The organism is Actinomadura sp. CNU-125 (assembly GCF_001942465.1).
Taxonomy (GTDB): Bacteria; Actinomycetota; Actinomycetes; order Streptosporangiales; family Streptosporangiaceae; genus Spirillospora.
The window spans coordinates 1-18,771 of sequence record NZ_MKJY01000072.1 but is presented as its reverse complement, the minus strand read 5'-3'; the positions used below and the strand labels follow the sequence as shown (position 1 = coordinate 18,771).

Annotated in this window: 12 protein-coding genes and 2 pseudogenes; 3 read left to right on the top strand and 11 right to left on the bottom strand. The window is 64.9% G+C overall.

What is annotated here, in order from left to right:
* Window positions 1-108 precede the first annotated feature (108 nt).
* Window positions 109-660 carry a hypothetical protein gene (locus BJF79_RS10025; RefSeq protein WP_262401791.1) on the top strand — a complete coding sequence of 184 codons (552 nt, stop codon included), beginning with the start codon at window positions 109-111 and terminating at the stop codon, window positions 658-660.
* Here the strand turns inward: BJF79_RS10025 and BJF79_RS59170 are convergent.
* A complete protein-coding gene (locus tag BJF79_RS59170) occupies window positions 644-766 on the bottom strand; it encodes a hypothetical protein (RefSeq protein WP_262401790.1) in 123 nt (40 codons plus the stop codon). The two genes, BJF79_RS10025 and BJF79_RS59170, sit on opposite strands and share 17 nt — an antisense overlap.
* 90 nt (window positions 767-856) lie before the next feature.
* On the opposite strand from BJF79_RS59170, the pseudogene BJF79_RS10020 reads away from it, so the two are divergent.
* A pseudogene (locus BJF79_RS10020) lies at window positions 857-1,621 on the top strand (transposase); the annotation flags it as partial.
* 803 nt (window positions 1,622-2,424) lie between these two features.
* On the opposite strand, the gene BJF79_RS59165 reads toward BJF79_RS10020, so the two are convergent.
* The 6 genes and pseudogenes from BJF79_RS59165 to BJF79_RS55300 form a co-directional block, all read right to left on the bottom strand.
* Window positions 2,425-3,117, bottom strand: coding sequence for a hypothetical protein (locus BJF79_RS59165; RefSeq protein WP_262401789.1), 693 nt, complete (start codon window positions 3,115-3,117; stop codon window positions 2,425-2,427).
* Between the two features lie 192 nt (window positions 3,118-3,309).
* Window positions 3,310-3,555 (bottom strand): annotated as a pseudogene (locus tag BJF79_RS66680) (RHS repeat-associated core domain-containing protein); the annotation flags it as partial.
* 95 nt (window positions 3,556-3,650) lie between these two features.
* Window positions 3,651-10,151, bottom strand: coding sequence for a DUF6531 domain-containing protein (locus tag BJF79_RS59160; protein ID WP_143219825.1), 6,501 nt, complete (start codon window positions 10,149-10,151; stop codon window positions 3,651-3,653).
* Window positions 10,152-10,974: 823 nt separating this feature from the next.
* The gene (locus BJF79_RS10005; RefSeq protein WP_075896524.1) at window positions 10,975-12,396 is read right to left on the bottom strand and encodes an Ig-like domain-containing protein; all 1,422 of its coding nucleotides are present in this window, start codon (window positions 12,394-12,396) and stop codon (window positions 10,975-10,977) included.
* A 252-nt stretch (window positions 12,397-12,648) separates the two neighbouring features.
* On the bottom strand, window positions 12,649-13,422 hold the full coding sequence (locus tag BJF79_RS10000) for a transposase (protein WP_075896522.1): 774 nt from the start codon (window positions 13,420-13,422) through the stop codon (window positions 12,649-12,651).
* Between the two features lie 608 nt (window positions 13,423-14,030).
* Window positions 14,031-14,171: a hypothetical protein gene (locus BJF79_RS55300; protein ID WP_158079142.1), complete on the bottom strand. Its 141-nt coding sequence runs from the start codon at window positions 14,169-14,171 to the stop codon at window positions 14,031-14,033.
* A gap of 609 nt (window positions 14,172-14,780) precedes the next feature.
* On the opposite strand from BJF79_RS55300, the gene BJF79_RS53070 reads away from it, so the two are divergent.
* On the top strand, window positions 14,781-15,407 hold the full coding sequence (locus BJF79_RS53070; protein ID WP_143219823.1) for a hypothetical protein: 627 nt from the start codon (window positions 14,781-14,783) through the stop codon (window positions 15,405-15,407).
* 304 nt (window positions 15,408-15,711) lie between these two features.
* Here the strand turns inward: BJF79_RS53070 and BJF79_RS09995 are convergent, their stop codons facing one another.
* The 4 genes from BJF79_RS09995 to BJF79_RS09980 all read right to left on the bottom strand — a co-directional run.
* Window positions 15,712-17,277: a tyrosine-type recombinase/integrase gene (locus BJF79_RS09995; protein ID WP_075896520.1), complete on the bottom strand. Its 1,566-nt coding sequence runs from the start codon at window positions 17,275-17,277 to the stop codon at window positions 15,712-15,714.
* A gap of 5 nt (window positions 17,278-17,282) precedes the next feature.
* Window positions 17,283-17,507, bottom strand: coding sequence for a DNA-binding protein (locus BJF79_RS09990; protein ID WP_075896518.1), 225 nt, complete (start codon window positions 17,505-17,507; stop codon window positions 17,283-17,285).
* 8 nt (window positions 17,508-17,515) lie between these two features.
* Window positions 17,516-17,953: a hypothetical protein gene (locus tag BJF79_RS09985; protein ID WP_075896516.1), complete on the bottom strand. Its 438-nt coding sequence runs from the start codon at window positions 17,951-17,953 to the stop codon at window positions 17,516-17,518.
* On the bottom strand, window positions 17,950-18,771 hold an 822-nt coding region (locus BJF79_RS09980; protein ID WP_075896514.1), incomplete at its 5' end, for a TRM11 family SAM-dependent methyltransferase. The genes BJF79_RS09985 and BJF79_RS09980, both read right to left, overlap by 4 nt.

The window sequence follows — 18,771 nt, the reverse complement described above, 5'->3', positions numbered from 1 at the left end:
GTCGTGCCAACGACCTTCCCTTCCGGTTCTCCCCAACTCTAGTTGGGGCCCTGTCCGGAAGATCCGTGGCACCTCACCCTGCCCATCATCGAAGGAACCGTCGTCCGGATGGACATCGAGCACCTGCCCAGCGGCGCGATTCCCAAGCCGGTGTGGCTATGGTGGTCGGGCACCGGCGCCACGCCGGCCGACGTCGACCTTCTTTGGCAGGCGTTCTTGCGCCGTTTCGACATCGAGCACACCTTCCGCCTGCTCAAACAGACCCTCGGATGGATCTGCCCGAAGGTCCGCACCCCGCAGGCGGCCGACCGGTGGACCTGGATCATGCTGGCCGCCTACACCCAACTGCGCCTGGCCCGTCCCCTGACGGCCGACCTGCGCCGCCCCTGGGAACGCCCGGCACCACCACAGCGCCTGACCCCTGCCCGTGTCCGCCGAGGGTTTCGGCACTTGCGCCCGCAACTGTCCTGTCCGGCCAGTGCACCGAAACCTCCCGGCCCGGCCCAGGACGGCCCGCAGGCCGCACCAACACCAACCCCACTCCACGCCACGACGTGCACATCGTCGGCAGAACGGGTCCCACACGACGAAAACCCAAGAAATCCACGAACCCACGACCACGCCGGACAGGTTAAAGATCAAGCTAGGCGAGGGTGGTGACCAGCCGTGGCACCGTGAGGTCGGACGGGATCGGGCCGAACAACTCCGGCTCGGTCCGCAGGATCGCGATGTTGGACAGCCAGGCCCCACCCAGCATCAACATCATCGCCAGGTCCGCGACGACATTGCCCGTATCATTGGCTCACCCGCGGCCCGCGCCACCGCTCCAACCCCGCCGAGGGCGCACCGTTTGGCCGGATACCGGGCCGCTGGCCTGCTGGTCACTATCTACTCCGCCCTGGAGAAAGCCATCGGCCCCAGGTGGCACCACCCCGCCGCACCGGAGCTGCTGATCGCCTACGGCGGCCCGGACGGGCTGCGCGCCGCCACCGCCGACGGGCTACTGGCCACCACCCGGCCGCTGGCCCCGCCCATGGCCGGACGCCTGGTCGAAGCGGTCAAGACCGCGCTGAACGCCCAGACCGTCGTCGTCCCCGGCACCACCGCGGTCGCGACCGTCCTGCCCCACCTGGCCCGATCCCTGCGATCGGTCCACGACCAGCGCGACCAGATCGCCGCCCAAGTAGAAGAGATCCTCGATGCCCACCCTCTCGCAGGGGCCCTGATCTCGATGCCCGGCATCGCGATCAGGACCAGCGCACGAATCCTGCTGGAGATCGGTGACATCGCGGCATTCGCGACTCCCGGGCACCTGGCCGCCTACGCTGGCCTCGCGCCCGCCACCCGCCGCTCCGGAACGTCCATCAAGGGCGAACACCCGCCCAAAGGCCGCAACAAGGCCCTCAAACGCGCCATGTTCCTGGCCGCGTTCGCCTCCCTCTCAGACCCACTGAGCAGGGCCTACTACGACCGCAAACGAGCCGAGGGCAAGAAACACAACGCCGCCCTCATCTGCCTGGCCCGCCGCCGCTCGGACGTCATCTACGCCATACTCCGCGACAAACAGCCCTACCAACCCACACGCAAACCCACCACCCGAGCGGCTAGACGAATCCCATAGGGACACCCCCGGGTGGAACGAGAGGCCCTTGGGCTTGAACCCTAAGCTTCGCACCCCGCCGTTACAACTGCGCATGTCAGAGCGGGGACAGGTCTCGAACATTGTCCCGGGATACGTTACCGACGTGATCGGCCCTTCAAATAACAAACTCACTCGTCACCAGCGACTTCGTGTCACACCATCTGAGAAGTACCTTCGGTGTGGTGCGGACAAGACTCTGAACACACCTTACCCTCCAACTCGAGGGTGCTTTTCCCGCCTAAACGGTCACTCCCGACTCGCCATCCGGCGGAAACCTAAGGCTAACACCCGTAGCCAATTTTCACGCTTAAAGGAAAAATATCACCATTCATCTCGTTCGAGAACAGAAAGCTATATCCCCAGAAGGTTCAATACACTCACTCCGGGCTCATCTTTATTAACATCAAAAGGAATTTCGATGCTGCCTTGTTTGGACGGCTCGTACCCCCGCCCGTCCGATGCTTTATTCCAGATAAAAGCAGTATATCTTTGCGACCTCTCAGTGATGAAAATGCAACGAGAGAAGGCGTCCTGGTAGAAATCGTCTTCTGTCGCTACTCCCACAGCAGCAAGGACAGGCCATGCCACATCTTTCGGTGCACGTCCTTTGCGCGATTGCTCCAAGGACGCGCGGACAGCAGCGGTCACAGCAACTGACGAGAAGCTCGCCAGGACTACTGGCGCGAGGTCGCTCCAGTTCCCCCTTCTTGACTCCGAGATTGGAACTACTATCATTTTATCTCGCCAGCCATAGACGCTACATCTCTTAACCTTGGCGAACATCATCGCTCCATCCACTTAACAATGATACCTCGTTGCTTACCCTCCGCTATCATATCATTCAAGGCCTCTCGCTGTTGTGAGCTCACCTGGCCACGCGGGACCACGATCTCAAGAACCCTCTTCTTGATAGGGTGCCGATCAGGAACGGTTTTCCCTCCCCACGTTCGCCCAGGCCAGCCGTCCAGGACGTCCAGGAACTTTCTGACTCGGTACTTCACGCCACTCGCCCGCTTATATGATGGGAGCGTTAGGTCAATACTTTTGACACTTGTGGCAACACCACGATTCCATTTATCAATGACCGGAAAATTGACCGGCAGGTTGCCACCGAGACGATCCTCAATTTCGAGCCCCCTCTCCCTCACTGGCATATTCCAAACGTCACTCCAGTTCCTATTTATTTTATAATAGCCAGGACACTTGACTATGGCCCTTTTGAGAGGACCCAAGATCCTCTCCTGGCCGGCCTGGCTCCATTGCTGAATAATCCGGTTTTGAAGGGCCCGCTGTGCTGCTCGTGCGGCGGCGGCTCCGGCGACAGCTCCAAGGCCGCCTACGGCCGCCCCAATCCCGAAGTCTGTAAAGCCTTGGCTCGGACTGTAATTGCCGTTGCTGGTTCCCCAGCCGTATGCGAGGTTTCCTGCGCCCCCTGCTCCGGCGTAGCTGAGGTAGCGAGCCCCTCTGGCTCCCACCGAAGCACCGCGGAAGGCGGCACCTGCGCCGCCACCGATGGCGCCAGCGAGGGCGCCGCTTCCTGCCGCCCAAGCGGCGTCACTGCTCCACCAATCGCCAGTGGAGAGGCCGTGACTGACGTAGCCGATTCCGCCGCCAATGACTGCTCCGATAGCAGCTTTGGCTAGAAAACCCCATTCACCAGTGGGGTCGGTGTATGCGGCGGGGTTGTTGTAGCCATAGTGGTAGGCGTTGGTGAACGGGGTCCCAGGTTTGGGCTTTACGGGGTCGATCGCGGTGAAGGTGGCCGCGCCAGCGTTATAGTCGCGGGCGCGGATGTCGTGAAGCCCGGTGACGTTGTCGAGGTACTGACCGTGAAACTGCAGCGGATTCGAGGCGTAAGTGCCACTGCTGGCAACGGGAGCACCGAAGGGGTCGAGTTGCGCGGACCCAGTGATGTTGAGGCTGCCGTCGATGGTGGCCGCAGTGTCGGTGATTGTGCCTTGAAAGTCGGCGAGTAGCCAGGTCGGGGGCGCGTTGGCGGGGGCGTCTGTTAGTGCGGTTCCCAGGGAGCTAACGGGGTCGCCCCACCACTGGTGGGTGACAGTTCCAGCGGAGTTGGTCTCAGCGATGCGGACCGGGAGGTTCCCGACGCTGTCCCATTGCCATCCGGCATCTTGAGTTCCATTGATGGCACGGCTGGTGCGGTTTCCGTTCTCGTCGTAGGCGTAAGTGACGTTGCGGCCGTCCTCGAGAACAACCCGGTGCAGGTTGGCGTCGAGTCCGTAGGAGAAGATTCTGGTGCCGCCCGCGCCTTCCTGCTGCTGCAGATTGCCGTTCTCGTCGTAGGTGTAGCGCACGACGGGCGGGCCATCTTCGATGGCGCTGTCCTGGATTGGGCGGTCGTCGCTGTCGAAGTGGTGAAGCTGGTGCTAGTTTGACCGCTGGCACCTGCGGGTTTACGGGTGGTCAGCTTGGTGCGATTGCCGTTGGAGTCGTAGTCGTAGGCGCTGTAGGCCGAGGAATCGGTGCACTCGCTACCATTGGCCTGGCAGAACTTGGTGATTCGGCCGTCGGAGTCGTAGCTGTAAATCGCTTTGGTGCTAGTAGTGCCGCGGGTAGTGGTGATGGTCGCGGGTGAGCCCTGGTCGTTCCAGGTGAGGCTGTGCTCGACCAGCGGGGTGTCGCCCTTGGCATGGACCAGGTCGGTGAGCTGGCCAGCGCGGTTATAGCTGTGGGTGCTGGTCGGCCCGCCTTGGCGGGTGATCTTTTTGAGTGCGCCCGCCGGGTCGTAGGTGTAGTCGACGGTTAGGGCGATGGCACCGGTCAGGGAGGTGGAGGCGACACGGCCATCGTCGTCGTAGGTGTAAGACTGGGAGCGGTTGCCTGGAAGGTTACGCTTGACCAGCCTGCCGTCATTGTCCCAGTCATAGACGAACTGTTCGTCTCCGCGGGTAAGGCCGGTGACATGTCCGACCTGGTCGTAGGTGATGGCGGTGGTCTTCGGCCCGGCCGCGGTGTTCTGGGTGATCTCGACTGGGCGGCCCGCCTGGTCGTAGCGGTAGGCCAGGTCGGCGCTGTTGTCGCTGTAGTCGATCGAGGTCGGGCGGCCAAGGTGGTCGTAGCCGTAGACGATCTCGCCAACGGGGAACTTCTTTGTGGCCAGGCGGCCAGCGACGTCGTAGTCGTAGGTGGTGGTGCGGTCGCCGGGCGTAGTTTCGGTCATGAGCCGCCCGGCGGGATCGTAAGTGAGGGTTTTGACCCCACCCCGGGGGTTCTTGATCTCGGTGACCTGCCCGGCCTTGTCATAGGTGTAGGTCGTCACCGCGCCGGTGGAGGTGGTGACGGTCTTAACGTTGCCGTGTGGGTCGTGGGTGAAGGACGTGGCATTCCCGGCCGGGTCGGTGGTCTTGATTTGCTGGCCAGCCGGGTCGTAGCTGGTGCTGCTCTCGTGACCGAGCGGGTCGGTAGCCTTGGTCTGCCGGCCGTCGGCGTCGTAGGTGAAGCGGGTCTTGTACTCGTTCGGGTCGGCTCCGCTCACGTTGCCGCGCGGGTCGACGGTGGCGGTGCGCTGGCCGTCGTCGTTGTACTCGTGGGTGGTGACGGCTCCACCACCGGTCTCGGTCTTGGTGAGCTGACCGGCCTCGTCGTAGGTGTTGGTGACGGTCACGCCACCGCCAGCGCGGGTCTTTTCCCGGCCCATCGAGTCGTAGGTGATGCTGGTCTCTGCGCCGTCGGGGCCGATGGTCTTGGTGACGCGTCCGGCGTCGTCGTAGACGTTGCGGGTCTTGCCGCCGTCGGGTGCGGTGGTGGTGACAGGCTGGCCGCGCAGGTCGTAGTCGATCGCGGTGATCAAGTACTTGGCCGGGTCGTTGGGGTCGACCTGGCGGGTCTGGATCGGGTTGCCGACGGCGTCGTAGACGTAAGTGACGGTGTTGCGGCGCTTGGTCTCGGCGGTGGCGCCTACGACGTTGCCGGCCGGGCCCGTTTCGGTGAGGGGCTTGCCAGTCTCGTTGTCGTAGGTGTAGGTGGTCTTACCGCCGTCGGGTGCGATCGTGGCGGCCTTGCGCCCGGCGTGGTCGTACTCGGTACGGGCGACGCGGCCGAGCGGGTCGGTCTCGGTGAGTACGTCGCCGTTGGCGTTGTAGGTGTACTTGGTAACACCACCGTCGGGAGCCTTGGCCTCGGTGAGCTGACCGGCCTCGTCGTAGGTGTTGGTGGTAGTGCGGCCGAGCGGGTCGGTCTCGGTCAGCACCTGGCCGGCGGCGTTGTAGGTCCAGGTGGTGGTGTGCTTGGTGGGGTCGGCATCGGACTCGTTGCCGAGCGGAGAAGTCTCGGTGAGCTGATTGTGGCTGCCGTCATAGGACCAGGTGGTGACCTTGCCTCCGGGGCTGGTCTGCTTGACCAGGTCGCCCGCATCGTTGTACTCAAACGTGGTCGTCCGGTCAAGCGGGTCGGTCGAGGTCTTTACCTGGTCGTCGGCGGTGTAGGTGAGGGTGGTGGTGCCGCCGTCCGGGTTTGTGGTGGTGACCAAGCGCCCCTGGTCGTCGTAGTCGTATGTCGTGGTGTTGCCGAGCGGGTCGGTGTGGCTGGTAACCCGGTCCTCCGAGTCGTAGGTCCACTCTTCGAACGGTGGCGATTCATCGTCCGCTTCGGCCGGGAGTGTTCGCTTCAGCAGGTTCCCGCGGTCGTCGTAGGACGACTTGGTCAGCGCCTGGCTGGTGTCGGTCTCGGCAATGACCTCGTTGTTGGGCCCGTAGTAGGTGTTGGCCGCACGACCGTCAGGCCCGACCTGGGAGATCAGGACGTTGTTGTCATAGACGTCCTGGCGGGTGGTCCCATCGGGGAAGGTGACGGTGGCGGTCTGCGTCGCGGCGTCCCAGCCGAAGGTGGTGGTCGCGCCGGAGGCGTCCTTCTGGGAGATTGCCCGATTGGTCTCGGGGTCGTAGGTGGTCCGGGCAGTGGTTCGGCCGAGCGGGTCAGTGATGCCGTTGACGAACCCAGTCGCCGAGTCGTACGCGATGGTGGCGGTGGCGCCGGTGACGTCGGTGAAGCTGGTCAGGCGGGCGCGGCCGGCGGTGTCGGTGTAACCGTAGGAGATGGACCTGCCGTCGCTTCCGGTGACCTTGACGATCTTGCCGTTGGCGGCGCCGCCGGTGCCCCAGGTGAGGGTGAGGGTCTGCCCGGACTGGTCGGTGATCGTGTGCAGGCGGCCACCGGAGTAGGCGAGCTGGACGCCGTTGCCCTGGTCGTCGAAGTCGTGGGTGAGCTGTCCGCTGGTGTTGAACCGCAGGATCTCGCCGTCGAGGTTCTTCAGCTGCCAGCCGTCGGCGAGTTCGGTGAGGGTGGCGGTGATCGACGGGTCGATGGCCTTGTACAGGCCGGTGTCATCCTTGGCGAAGCGGGATTGGCCGCCTGTGCCGTTGCGGAAGGTGACGACTTCTCTGGTGACGCCGTCCTCGGTCTCGTTGGCCTTGGTGACGCCGGCGTTGTAGGCGAAGGTCCAGCCCTGCGACAGGGGGCCGTCGGTCGGGTCGAGACTGTTGTAGGTCCTCGTCCAGTCCAGTGGCTTACCGCGACCCGGGAGCTGGAGGTCGTCGAACTGCTCCATCAGGGCGCCAGTCGCGGTGTTGACGGGGTCGGCGGCCAGGCGGGTGTTGACCATGCCGGACCCGTCCCAGCAAGAGCAGCCCCAGGTCTGCTGCAGCTTCTGCGGGCGTGGGCCGCCGTAGCCGGTGAGGCTGATTGAGCGCAGGAAGATGCTGCGACCGGAGAACGTCTTGTCGGCGAGGATCCCGTTTCCGCCGGTGTAGTCCTTGTTCTCGTTGTGGGCCCAGTCGGCGATGGGTTCGCCGTTCTGCTGCAGGTGCTTGAAGTTGGTGCCGTCCGTGCCGAACTGGAAGATCCGTTCGTAATCGTCGTAGTACGGCTTGAACGGTTCGGTCTCCGAGTCCGCCTGCTTCATCAGGTGGTTGTTGTGGAAAACGTTGTTGGGCCCGGAGGATCCCGACCATTTGACGGCTTTCTTCCCAGCCGCCCACCAGATGGGATGCCACTGCGAGTCGTCGGGTTCGGATCCGCCCTCGCCGCCGCAGTTGGACGTGCAGTTGCCGGGTCTGTAGGCGTAGGGGACCGAGACCTCGTTCAGCTCGAAGAGGTTGTTGCGCTCGTAGCCGCCGTGCAAGTTCAGGTCGGAGTCGAAGCTGTTGCCGATCGCGACGTTGCCCGAGGCCGACCACTGGAAGGTGAAGTGCCGCAGGTCGCGGGTGGTGTTGCCGGCGTAGAGGGAGTCCCAGACGCGGGAGCCGCGGAAGTAGCCGTTGCCGCCCTTGCCCTTGTTCCAGGAGCCGTTGAGGGAGTTGTCGATGAGGGTCAGGTTGGCGGCTTCTTCGGTGACGATCGGGTGCGACCCGGTCATGTCCGAGCGGACGCCCTTGACCCACGAGTTGGCGGCCCACTTGAACACGATGCCGTGCATGGCGGCGTCGGGGGCCATGTTGCCGTAGTTGTTCTTGGCCTTGGCCTTGTCCAGCCCCGGCATGTCCTGGGTGAAGCTGAAGTTCTCGAACCCGACGTTGGTGATCAGGTCGACGATGGGCGAGGCCTTGGAGTCGAAGACTTCGCCGTCGATGGGGTCCGAGCCGTCGGCGACCGAGTTGATCGGGACGTCGTACTCCAGCGGCTTGTCGAGTGTGAGGGTCCGCTCGAGCGGGTCACCGGCGGTGACCATCATCATCTGCTGCCGCATGTGCAGGTTCTCGAGCTCGTGCTCGGTGGGCAGCGCCTTCATCTGCTCGTAGAACTTCTTGCTGTTGGCCACCCGCACGTTGACCATGCCGCCGACCTTGAACCGGTCGTACACGGTGATCGGCGAGGCCGGGTCGAGCTGAATGACGGTGTCGCCCTTGCGGGCGGCGTATCCGGGATCGCCGTCCTTGGAGCCGAGTTTCACGCCGGCGCGCCAGTGCACGTTGACCGTGCCCTCGTACAGGTCCTTGCGGTTGGTCGGGGCGCTGTCGTAGGCGGCTTGGTACTCGGGGGCGACCTGGCGGGACTGCACGCGGAACAGGCCGCGGCCGGGCCAGATCCATCCGCCGGAGGCGTTCTCCTCCCACGTCATGTTGTCCAGGTCCCAGCGCTCGCCGTCCTTGATGACGTCGTAGCGGGTGTTCTCGTCCGGCCGGAAGACGATCTTCGTGCCGCTGCCCCCGGTGCCTTGCCCCCGGATGCGCAGGTGGTCGGCGTCGACCGAGATCTGGCGGGTGACGTTCAGAGTGCCCTTGGGCAGGGTGATGATCGACATCTTGAGCTGGGAGCCCGTGGGGGAGCAGTTCTCCCGGATGTCGTCGATCGCGTTCTGGATCCCGGAGGTGTCGTTTCCTCCGTCGTCCGGCACGACGTTGTAGTCGCTCTGCAACTCGGACGCGGTGATGCGGCACGCGTCCTCGTCGCGCAGGTACTGCGAGGCGTCCGGCAGGACGCTGCCGCCTCCGTACCCGGCCTTGGACCAGTCGTAGAGGCCCTCGACCTTGTTACGCCGGTTGTCGGCGGTCGACCATAGACGCTTCAACGCCGGTCCGGGCTCGACCACGACCTTGGCCGGCACGGCCTCGGGAAGTTCGGGCGGGTCCGTCGGGTCCGGCGGGTCGGTGCCGCCGCCTTCTCCGACGGTGAAGTTGGCGACCACCTCCAGCGGAAGGCCTTGGTCGCTGGTCCATCGAGCCTTCAGCTTGTGGGCGCCGTCGTCCAGCGACACCTCCCACTGGTAGGGGGACGACTGGTCCTTACCGGCGTAGGAGTCGTCCACCAGGAACGTCACTCCGTCGGCGTCGACGGCCCCCGCCTCGGCGACCGTCGCGGTGAACGGCGACGGCAAGGTCGCGCCGTCCAGCGGAGAATCGTTGGCCTGCAAGTAAGGGTTGGCCGCGGACCCGACCGTGAAGTTGGCCACCACCTCGGTCTGCTCACCGGCCTCGTCCTTCCAGCGCGCTTTCAGCTTGCGCGCGCCCGGTGCGGCGACGACCGTCCAGGTGTAAGGCGCCTCGGCGTCCTTACCGGCGTAGGAGTCGTCGACTAGGAACGTCACGCCCGCGGTGTCTACGGTTCCCGGGCTATCGAGCACGGCCTGGAAGGGCGATGCGACGGTCGCACCGTCGAGGTCCTGGCCGTTGGCCTTCAGCACCGGGCTGGACGAGGATTCGACTGTAAATTCGGCCACGACCTCCACGGTCGAATCAGCCGAATCGGTCCACCGGGCCTTCAGTTTGTGCGCGTCGGGAGCGGTGACCGTCCACTCGTACGGAGCGGTGGAGTCCTTACCGGCATACGAGTCGTTCACCAGCCACGTGACGCCGGCGGTCCCGATGTCGTCGGCGTCCATCACCGTCGCGGTGAACGGCGCCGCCACCGTCGCGCCGTCCAGTGCCTGTCCCTCGACGGCCAGGTAGGGGCCTGCGGCCCACGCCGCCGTCGTCTGCGCCGGTATCCCCAGCACCACGACCAGCAAGACCGACACGACTGCGGCAGTCACACGACGGAAGATCACGCTCGGCACCCTTCAACCAACAGCGCGCATGCGCCTGTCCAGGACTCGAAGCCGGAAGTCAGGCCGGGCCGCGGCACGAACCGCAGCCCGGCGAGGAACGCCTACTGCTGCGGAACGGTGGTCAGGAACAGCGAAGGATCTTGCGAGGTCACGGTGTCGTTCACACCGTGGCCGCCGCTGTAGTTCTGCTGTTCGTTGGCGAGCCAGTCGCTGATCGGCGTCCCGTCGACGTCCAGGTGGTGCCAGCCGCCGGAGTCGTCCACGCCGAACCGGTAGATCTTCTGCGGGTCGGCGTAGTAGTCGATGTAGGGCGCGTTCGGGCCGTCGGCCTGCTTGCGCAGCGCGTTGCGGAAGAAGACGTTGTCGGGGCCCGACGAGCCGGACCACTTGACCGCCTTGGCGCCTGCGGCCCAATAGATGGGGAACCAGGTGCCGCCATCGGCGTTGCCGCCGCCCTCTTCACCGCAGTTGACGCTGCAGTTCCCCGGCCCGTGCTCGTAGGGAATGGTCACGTTGTTGAGCTCGAAGAGGTTGTGGCGTTCCCAGCCGCCGTGCAGGTTCAGGTCCGAATCGAAGCTGTTGCCGATGGCGACGTTGCCCGAGGCCGACCACTGGAAGGTGAAGTGCCGCAGGTTGCGGGTGGTGTTGCCGGCATAGACCGAGTCCCAGACGCGGGAGCCGCGGAAGTAGCCGTTGCCGCCCTTGCCCTTGTTCCAGGACCCGTCGAGCGTGTTGTTGACGATGGAGAGGTTCTTGGCCTCTTCGGTGACGATGGGGTGCGAGCCGGTCATGTCCGCACGAATCCCTCGAACCCAGTCGTTGACCGCGCCCTTCAGGACGATGCCGTGCATCTCGCCCGCAGGGTCGAGGTTGCCGTAGTCCTGCTCGGCGTCCTCGGCCGTCTTGCCTTCGGGTGCCGTCTGAGTGAGGTACAGGTTCTCGATGCCGACGCCCACCACCGGGTCACGAGCGGTGCCGCCTTCGAGGTGTACACCCGCTCGTCGATCACGGCGGATCCGTCCGACGTCGAGTCGACCGGCACGTCGAACTCCAGGGGCTTGTCGAGCGTGATCACCTTGTTGGTGGTGTCCACCTCGGTGATGCCGAAGATCTGCTGCCGCATGTGCAGGTTCTTCAGGGAGCTGTGATCGGCCGGGACCGACATCTCGCCGTAGAACTTGACGCTGTTGGCCGCCCGGATGTTGACGTATCCGCCGACCTTGAAGCCGTCCATGATCGCGTCGGTCGTCTCGGAGTTCAGGTAGACCTTGGTCTGGCCGGTCTTGCCCGCGTAAGCGGTCTCCCCCGGCATGGCGCGCAGCGTGGCACCGGAGATCCAGTGGGCGTTGACCGTTCCCTCGAACAGGTCCCGGCGGTTGGCCGGTGCGTTGTCGTAGTTCTCGGGGTCGGGCTCGGGGGCGTCCGCACGGTACTTGGCGGCGACCTCGCGGGATGCGACGTGGAACAGGCCTCGGCCGGGCCAGATCCATCCGCCCTTGGCGTCTCCCCACGTCATGCCGTCTTCGTCCCAGTCGGCGTCGCCTTCGGTGAGGGCGTCGTACCGGGTGTCGGCGTTGGGAGTGAACACGATCTCTGTGCCGGTTTCGGGGTCCGATCCGGCGCCGGTGAGGATCATGTAGTCGGCGTCGACCTTGATTTGCGCGTCGACCAGGAGTCGTCCGGCGGGAAGTTCGATCCGGCTCAGCTTCGTGTAGCGGGCCGCCGGGCTGCAGTTTTCACGGACGTGGTCGATCGCCTGCTGGATTCCGGCGCCATCGTTGTCTTCGTCGTCGGGGATGACGTTGTAGGTGCTCTCGAGCGTCTCGGGGGTCAGGAGGCAGTTGGTGTCCGAGGTCAGCTCCGCCTCGGTCGGAAGCCCGGCGCCCTCGCGGTATCCGGCCTTGGACCAGTCGTAGAGCCCGTCGGCCGGAGTGCGGCGGTTGGCGGTGCTCAAGTCGAGGTCGGTCAGTGCTGGGCCGGGTGGCTCGTCCGGCACGGGTGGGCTGGTGTCGGACGTCGCCGTGAAGGTGGCCTCAGCGGTCTGGCGATCTCCTGCGAGATCGTTCCACCGGACCTTGATCTCGTGGTCGCCAGGTTCTGTGGTGACCGTCCACTGGTAAGGCGCCGTCTTGTCTTCGCCCAGGTAGGCGTTGTCCAGCAGGAACTTCACGCCGTCCTCGACTCCGCCCGGGTCGGCGAGTTCGACGGTGAAGGGGGCCGCGACAGTGCTGTCCTGGAGCGGTTCTCCGTTCACGACCAGGCTCGGTCCTTCCGCCCATGCAACGGGCATCAGGCCGCTCAGGCCCACAAGCCCGGCCACGACAATCGCTGAACGCCAGCGCGCACGCATCGAACCGCCGCCTCCACAGGTCGATCAAGTCGAGGTCAAGCATCAGCAGCGGGGTCCAGATTCACAAGATCCACAAGTCATCACGTTGCACAAAAACGGACAAAACGCGCACGTTGGTCTGTTCCTGCAGAGGGCGCCGACGAAGCAAACCACTCATTACGCGGGGGCGAAAAAGGCACGTGCCAATGCTGTGACCAGCGCCGATGGGACCGGGTTCACGAACGAAGCCGGGGCCCGCAGCCCTCGTCTCGCGAGATCGGCCAGCAGCGTCGTCCACGCGTCCACCGAGTCGGCCGCCCCCGGAGCGAGAGCCACGAAGGCCGGTCGGCCGTCGTGCATTACCCCACCGGCAATCAGGACCGGGGCGGCGGCGCTCTCATCCCCGATCATGAAGGGAGCGGCACCGAAGAACAAAGACGTGAGCTCGTGGGCATCGAAGCGGCGCCGTCCCCAAGCCTCGCATTCCTCGACCACTCGGTCGCTGATCTGGGCAAGCCTCGTCGCCGGCACCGTGGGGATCGTCAACTGGAAGGCTCGGGTGAGAGCGTCTTGGACTTCGGACGGCGTCAGGCGCCGTACATGCGCCGCCACCACGAGTGGGGCGAGCGGCTGGACGTCGACGGTCTCCATGCCGAACAGCCTCGACACGAACCCGCCACCGCCCCTGAGCCGCGGCCACCAGAGCTCAACCGGACCTGCCGTGGTCTTGATCACGACGATCCGATGGCCGCTTCGGACGCCGGGCGCCGGCCCGGCCTTGCCGACCGTCCGCTGCGCGCCGGGGTCGCGTCCCAGATGGAGAGCGACTTCCGCGTCGAGCGCGGCCTGGAGCATCAATTGCGCCCCCAGGCGCCCGGCCTCTGTCACCACCTGTGATGGGTCGTGAACATTGTCGAACAGCGAGTCAAGCCGGTGCAGAATCCTGTCCACGGGACGAGCCCTCATCCACCACTCTCCATGCAAAAGTGCGTGGACATCGGCCACGGCACGAACGATGGGCCCCGAACATCTGTTTTGATGCTGGAGGACACTAATCGGCGAAGAATGAAAGATCAACTACGGAAAATAGTGTGATCAACATCACATGACGACCCAACGGTCCCGTGCAGTGAAAACTTGACCACCTAACGTTATAGCCACTGGTCTGCTGGAGCCCCCCTCGGAGTTCCCTTCTCGTGGACGAGCAACTGTGTTACCGATCACAGTTGAGTGTGGTACACCGGCGAGCACGTAGGCGCGTCGCCAACCCAGAAACGAGCCCCCGCCAACATGGAAGCAGGTCAGTCAGTCTCGCCCGACCTCTCGAAGGCCCTGGTTTAATCGCCGACAACCTGGAGTGACGTTTCGACCACAGATACCCCTGGGCGTCAAGTGAGCGAGACACTACAAATCGAAAGAGTTGATTCAAACTGTCAAATGAGGAAGGGATCGTCCAGCAAGTGGATCTGGGCAACTGGACAGCTCTGCTGTACTGGCCAGTACATCACTCGATCGGTCCTGCCGAAATAACCATCAAGGCACGGGATGGGGTAGAACCTTCAAATATAACCCGCGGCATCACTGGCAACCTTCTTCGCTCGATACCGCTCGCCAGACTTACCAAAGAAATGTGCGAGGAACGAAGAAATTCCATCACGGACAACGTCTTCACAGAGGGGGAAGTCCAGCACTTCGCTCAAGAAGTAATCACCTTTGCAAGCGCAGCCCCCAGGCCCGGGCGAACAGGTCGGCCGGATAGATTCTATGTACTCGTAGCCGTTTTGTACACCTGGCATATCGACCACCTACATAAAGACCCGATACAAAAAGTTGCCGACCTGTGCGATGCCACCTGGAGAAGTGTCGCCAATTGGGTTCGGATCGCAAGAAAGAAGGAACTTCTTTCACGGAACCCCAACAGCACCCCCGGTGGAGGCTTGACTCAAAAATCACTCACAATTCTCCAAACAACACGAGGCGATAGGGACACCTTTCGACACAATGACTCTTAAGGTATTCCCGTATTTTCGGCCAACGGTATGGGCAGTCGTGGCGCATTAGCACGGACATAATGGCGAAGCACGTCATGGCCGACACACGATGCTGGTGGAGCCGCAGATGCGGTATTGCCTTTGGTCGGCGGCCCCAAACACTGTATGGGGAGCCCGCCACGTTGGCCTGCACAGCTCTTCAGCACGGTCGCGGCCACGTCTTCTCCTGGCGCTGCAACGGAGGTAAAGCCGAGCGCAGGGTGATCAAACGTCCATCCGGCCACAGGTAGCACACACGAAATCGAGACGAGGTAAGCAATGACAAATGGAACGGCGCACGGGGTATCGACGCTGGCCACCTTGGATCAGCTGATAAATCAGGTGGAAACCGGGCGACTGCTGTTCTCTCCGGTGGAGGAGTCCAGCGCAATATCCGCTACTGAAATGGCTGTGGCGTGTCGCCTCTTGGAGGTCGGGTATCCGCTACCGCCGATTATCCTGCGGATGCAGCCGACGCAGGATGGGGCTCACCTGATCACCGGGCGACGAATATTGGACGGACTGGTTCGTTACTTTGCACGAACCGCCGCCGCCTCCGCGCAGATGGTCGGGCGACCGACAGGGCAGCCAAACGACGAGGAAGATGTCTATCGAGTACTGGGAGACAAAGGCCGGTACGTGAGCTTGAGCGGTCAGGCTCCCCCAGAATATTTGCCGGTTCGGGCGATGTGGCGAACGGGAGATTTTCTTGCCTATATCCGTGGCCTTAAGATGACGGTCGACGAGCAGACGCTGGTACGGCTTCGGAGCGAAGCGGAGAGCGTGGCGCAGCGTCTGAGGACCTTCCGAGTCACGGTTACGACCTTTTGGTGCGATGCCGACGAACTCACCGAACTCGCGGCCCTCGCCGAACAGATCCCCTGGGGATGCGACAAGAAACGATGATCTATCGGCCGGTCGGGAGTATGGTTCGCCAACTCCCTTCCATCCTCCGTGTGTTCCCGTGTCGGTTCGGTGTTTGCTCGTGTTTCGGCGTCCGGTCGTGTCGGGTGCCCCGTGCAGGCCCGGATTGTCGCAGTGAGCGAGTCTGCGTCCGACCGCGTCCGGCTCACGCAAGAGCCACGATGCTGCAAGGCTGCAGAGCCTTCGACGGCGGCGGACAAGGAGGCAGACCATGCCGATGCCCGCCCCAGAGTGCTTCTGGGTGCGGACACCGGCTCGATCAAGTCCGACGGTCACTTCTTGAAGGTCATCGCCTTGGCGCCTCTGCCAGGTTCACCACCCGTCCATTCGATGCCGTCTCGTCCCCATTCCGTCGGGCGGACAGCAGCACCGCGGCCGCATCTTCAGCGGACTGACGCGCCAGATCGGGCAGGACACTGGTATAGGTGTCGGACGCGATCGTGATCGATGACAGTCCCAGCGTTTCTTGGACAACTTTCAGGTCGTGTCCCGCGCGCAGCAGGATCGTGGCGGCGCCGTGCCGCAGGTCGTGCAGGCGGACGGGCGGGAGCTCAGCCTCCATCGCCAGCAACAGGAACTGATCGGACACGAACCCTGGATCCAGCGGGTCTCCGTTCTCACCGGTGAAGACGAACCCGCTGTCGTTCCATGTCTCCCCCGCGGCAAGGCGTTCCTGGTTCTGCCGAGCCCGGTGGGCGGCGATTTCCTTGATCGTGTGCTGGTCGAGGGTGACCTGGCGTTCTCCGGCTTCGGATTTGGGGCGTCCCTGTTCGGTGCCGCCCCCGACCTGGGTGATCTGCCAGCAGACTCGGATTACCCCTTCGTCAAGGTCGACATCCGCCCACCGCAGCCCGCACGCCTCCCCGCGCCGCAGACCGCGGAAAGCGATCAGGTGATACAGCGCGTACAGCCGGTGCACCGTGGCGCGGTCGAGGAAGATGCCGGTCTGTTCGGGTGTCCACACCATCACCGGCGACGGACGCGAGGTGCCGACGTAGGCGTCCATCGGCTTCACCCGCCGACTTTCGGCCTTGATGAACCGCTCACGGGCCCGGCACCATTCACGAAGGCGTTCGGGCGTCCAGACCAGCGCCTTTGGACGCCGCCCCGGAGGCAACTCCACCAGCGAAGCGACGTTGAGGTCGATGCGCCGCTCCCGGATCGCCTTGCCCAGCGCGGCCCGCAGAGTGGCGCGGATGCGATGTTTGGTCGCGGGACCGATGACACGGCGACCCTTGGCCCGGTCCCGCAGTTCGGGGTCTCCGGACTCGCGGGCGCGGACGATGAGGTCGTTGCGTTCATCGATCGCGTCGAACACCGCCTCGACGTCGGCGACGCGGAGCCGGTCGAGTCGGATGTGACCGATGACCGGCTCCAGATACAGGTCGATGTGTCCTCGGTAGCTGCGCAGTGTGCCGTTGCGCAGACCTTTGCGTCCGGCGAGCCAGGTCCGGAGCCATTGCCCGGTGGTGATGGCGGCGTCGAGATTCTGACCGGTGCGGACCTTGCGGCGGACCTCCTCGGGCTCGGGAAGCCGCTTCTCGGTCCGCAGGGTGGTGACGATCAGTTCGGTGATCCGGTCGCGGTGGTCGGGGTCGCCGGTGACGGCCAGCAGTTCGTGCAATCTGCTGATCTGCGAATCTGCGGCGTCCTGGGTGGCGAGCCCGCCCCGGCGGATGGGGTTGCGGCGAGTCCCGTCGGGCTTGGGCGGCAGCTCGAACTGGTAGTACCAGCTGCCGTGCGACGGGCTCCACGCGCCGCCCTTGCGTCGCAGCTTGGGGCACTTGGTGCCCAGCAGCCGCCCCTCCTGGGTACGGCATCCGCAGTTCTTGTAGGTGGTTCCGGCAGGCACAGCCGTTACTCGCTTTCCGGTCCAGGCCGCCCACCGCGGTATTCGAGTCCCAGCAAGGCGAGCACGCCGGCGATGGGCACCCGGTAGCTGCGTCCGACTTGCAGCACCGGGCAGGGAAACCTCCCGGCGCGCGCCAGCTCGTAACTCTTGGTGCGTCCCATTCCCAGCGCCCGCCCCGCCGTGACCACATCGACCACCGCAGGCAGCGAACGGATTTCCGCCGCAGACATTCCGGGCCTCACCGCTCGTCCTCACGCCGAGCGCGGGGCCGGGCCGGATCAGTGCCGCGGGCGTCCACCAGCGGATCAGGGCCGCCCCGGTGGACCGGCGCATCCACCAGATGCTGGAAGCGAGCGGATTCGCCGGGATCGGGGCGTGGGTATCGACGCTCGTCTCGGCGTGGCCGGTCAAGCCCGACCCGGTCCCGCGCGCTGCATGGCGGCAGGGTGACGGGGGCGGTGATGTGCTGTGGGTGGCCGTTGGGGCTGGTCAGGTGCCAGGCGGTGCCGCAGCGGTAGGCGCGCAGCCGGGTGTCGGGTGCGGCGATGCGGGCGGCGTGGCGTGCGGTGCGGCGGGTTTCGTAGCGGGCGCGTCCGCAGCGTCCGCACATCCCGAGCTGCAGCAGCGCGAGCATGTGGCCGACCGGCTCGGGCACCAGGTCGTGACGATGGTTCATCGGTCGGCTCCCGCCAGATCGTGTGCTTTCCGGAAAATCAAGAGATCTTCATGGGCGGTGATGCAGGCGGGGATACCGCGGTCGCGAGCGCGGCCGGTCTCCAGCATCTGGAAGAACGAGGCGCGGCTCACCAGGCCCCCGTCGCGGAGTCCGGCCAGCAGGGCCGCGTGGCGGCTGGTCAGGACGAGCCCTTGCTCTTCGGCGGTGTCGATGACATGGCCGGGCAGGTCGATCAGCTCGCCTTTGGCGCGGATGGGCCGGACGGTGACCGCGATAACTCCCACCGGGCGCAGCAGAGTTGCGGTGTCGGCGAGGATCTGCCCGAAGCCGTCCAGCAGCGCGGGCAGGGGCCGGTAGGCGAGGTTGCCACGGTCGGCGGAGTAGCGGTGGTGGCGTTTGATGACGCTGCCACCACCGTTGTCGCGTCCGGACCGGACGTGCCCGTGGGTGTAGGACCCGTACGGCGGCGAAGTGAGCACCAGCGCCGCCTTCCCCCGCAGCGGCGCGCAGATGGTGGCGATGTTGCGGGCGTCGCCGCACACCAGCTGCGGGGTCCCGGTGGCGCCCTGTGCGTGGGCGTGGCGGAGGTTGCCGACGGTGAGGTGGACGAACTCGGGTTCGTACTCCACGCCTGCGGCGTCTCGGCCGAGGTGGACGGCTTCGACCAGGGTGGTGCCGATCCCGCACATGGGGTCGACGACCAGGTCTCCGGGTTCGGTGAAGGCGGTGATGACCTGGGCGGCGATGGCGGGCAGCATCTTGCCGGGGTGCCGCATCGACTCGCGTGTGTAGCGGCCCTGGCGTTGGAGCCGGGACGG

Excerpts from the sequence above, each read along its gene's own strand:
- BJF79_RS09990 (WP_075896518.1), bottom strand. The coding sequence starts at position 17,507 with ATGTCTGCGGCGGAAATCCGTTCGCTGCCTGCGGTGGTCGATGTGGTC.
- BJF79_RS53070 (WP_143219823.1), top strand. The coding sequence starts at position 14,781 with ATGACAAATGGAACGGCGCACGGGGTATCGACGCTGGCCACCTTGGAT.
- BJF79_RS59170 (WP_262401790.1), bottom strand. The coding sequence starts at position 766 with ATGATGTTGATGCTGGGTGGGGCCTGGCTGTCCAACATCGCGATCCTG.
- BJF79_RS09985 (WP_075896516.1), bottom strand. The coding sequence starts at position 17,953 with ATGAACCATCGTCACGACCTGGTGCCCGAGCCGGTCGGCCACATGCTC.
- BJF79_RS10025 (WP_262401791.1), top strand. The coding sequence starts at position 109 with ATGGACATCGAGCACCTGCCCAGCGGCGCGATTCCCAAGCCGGTGTGG.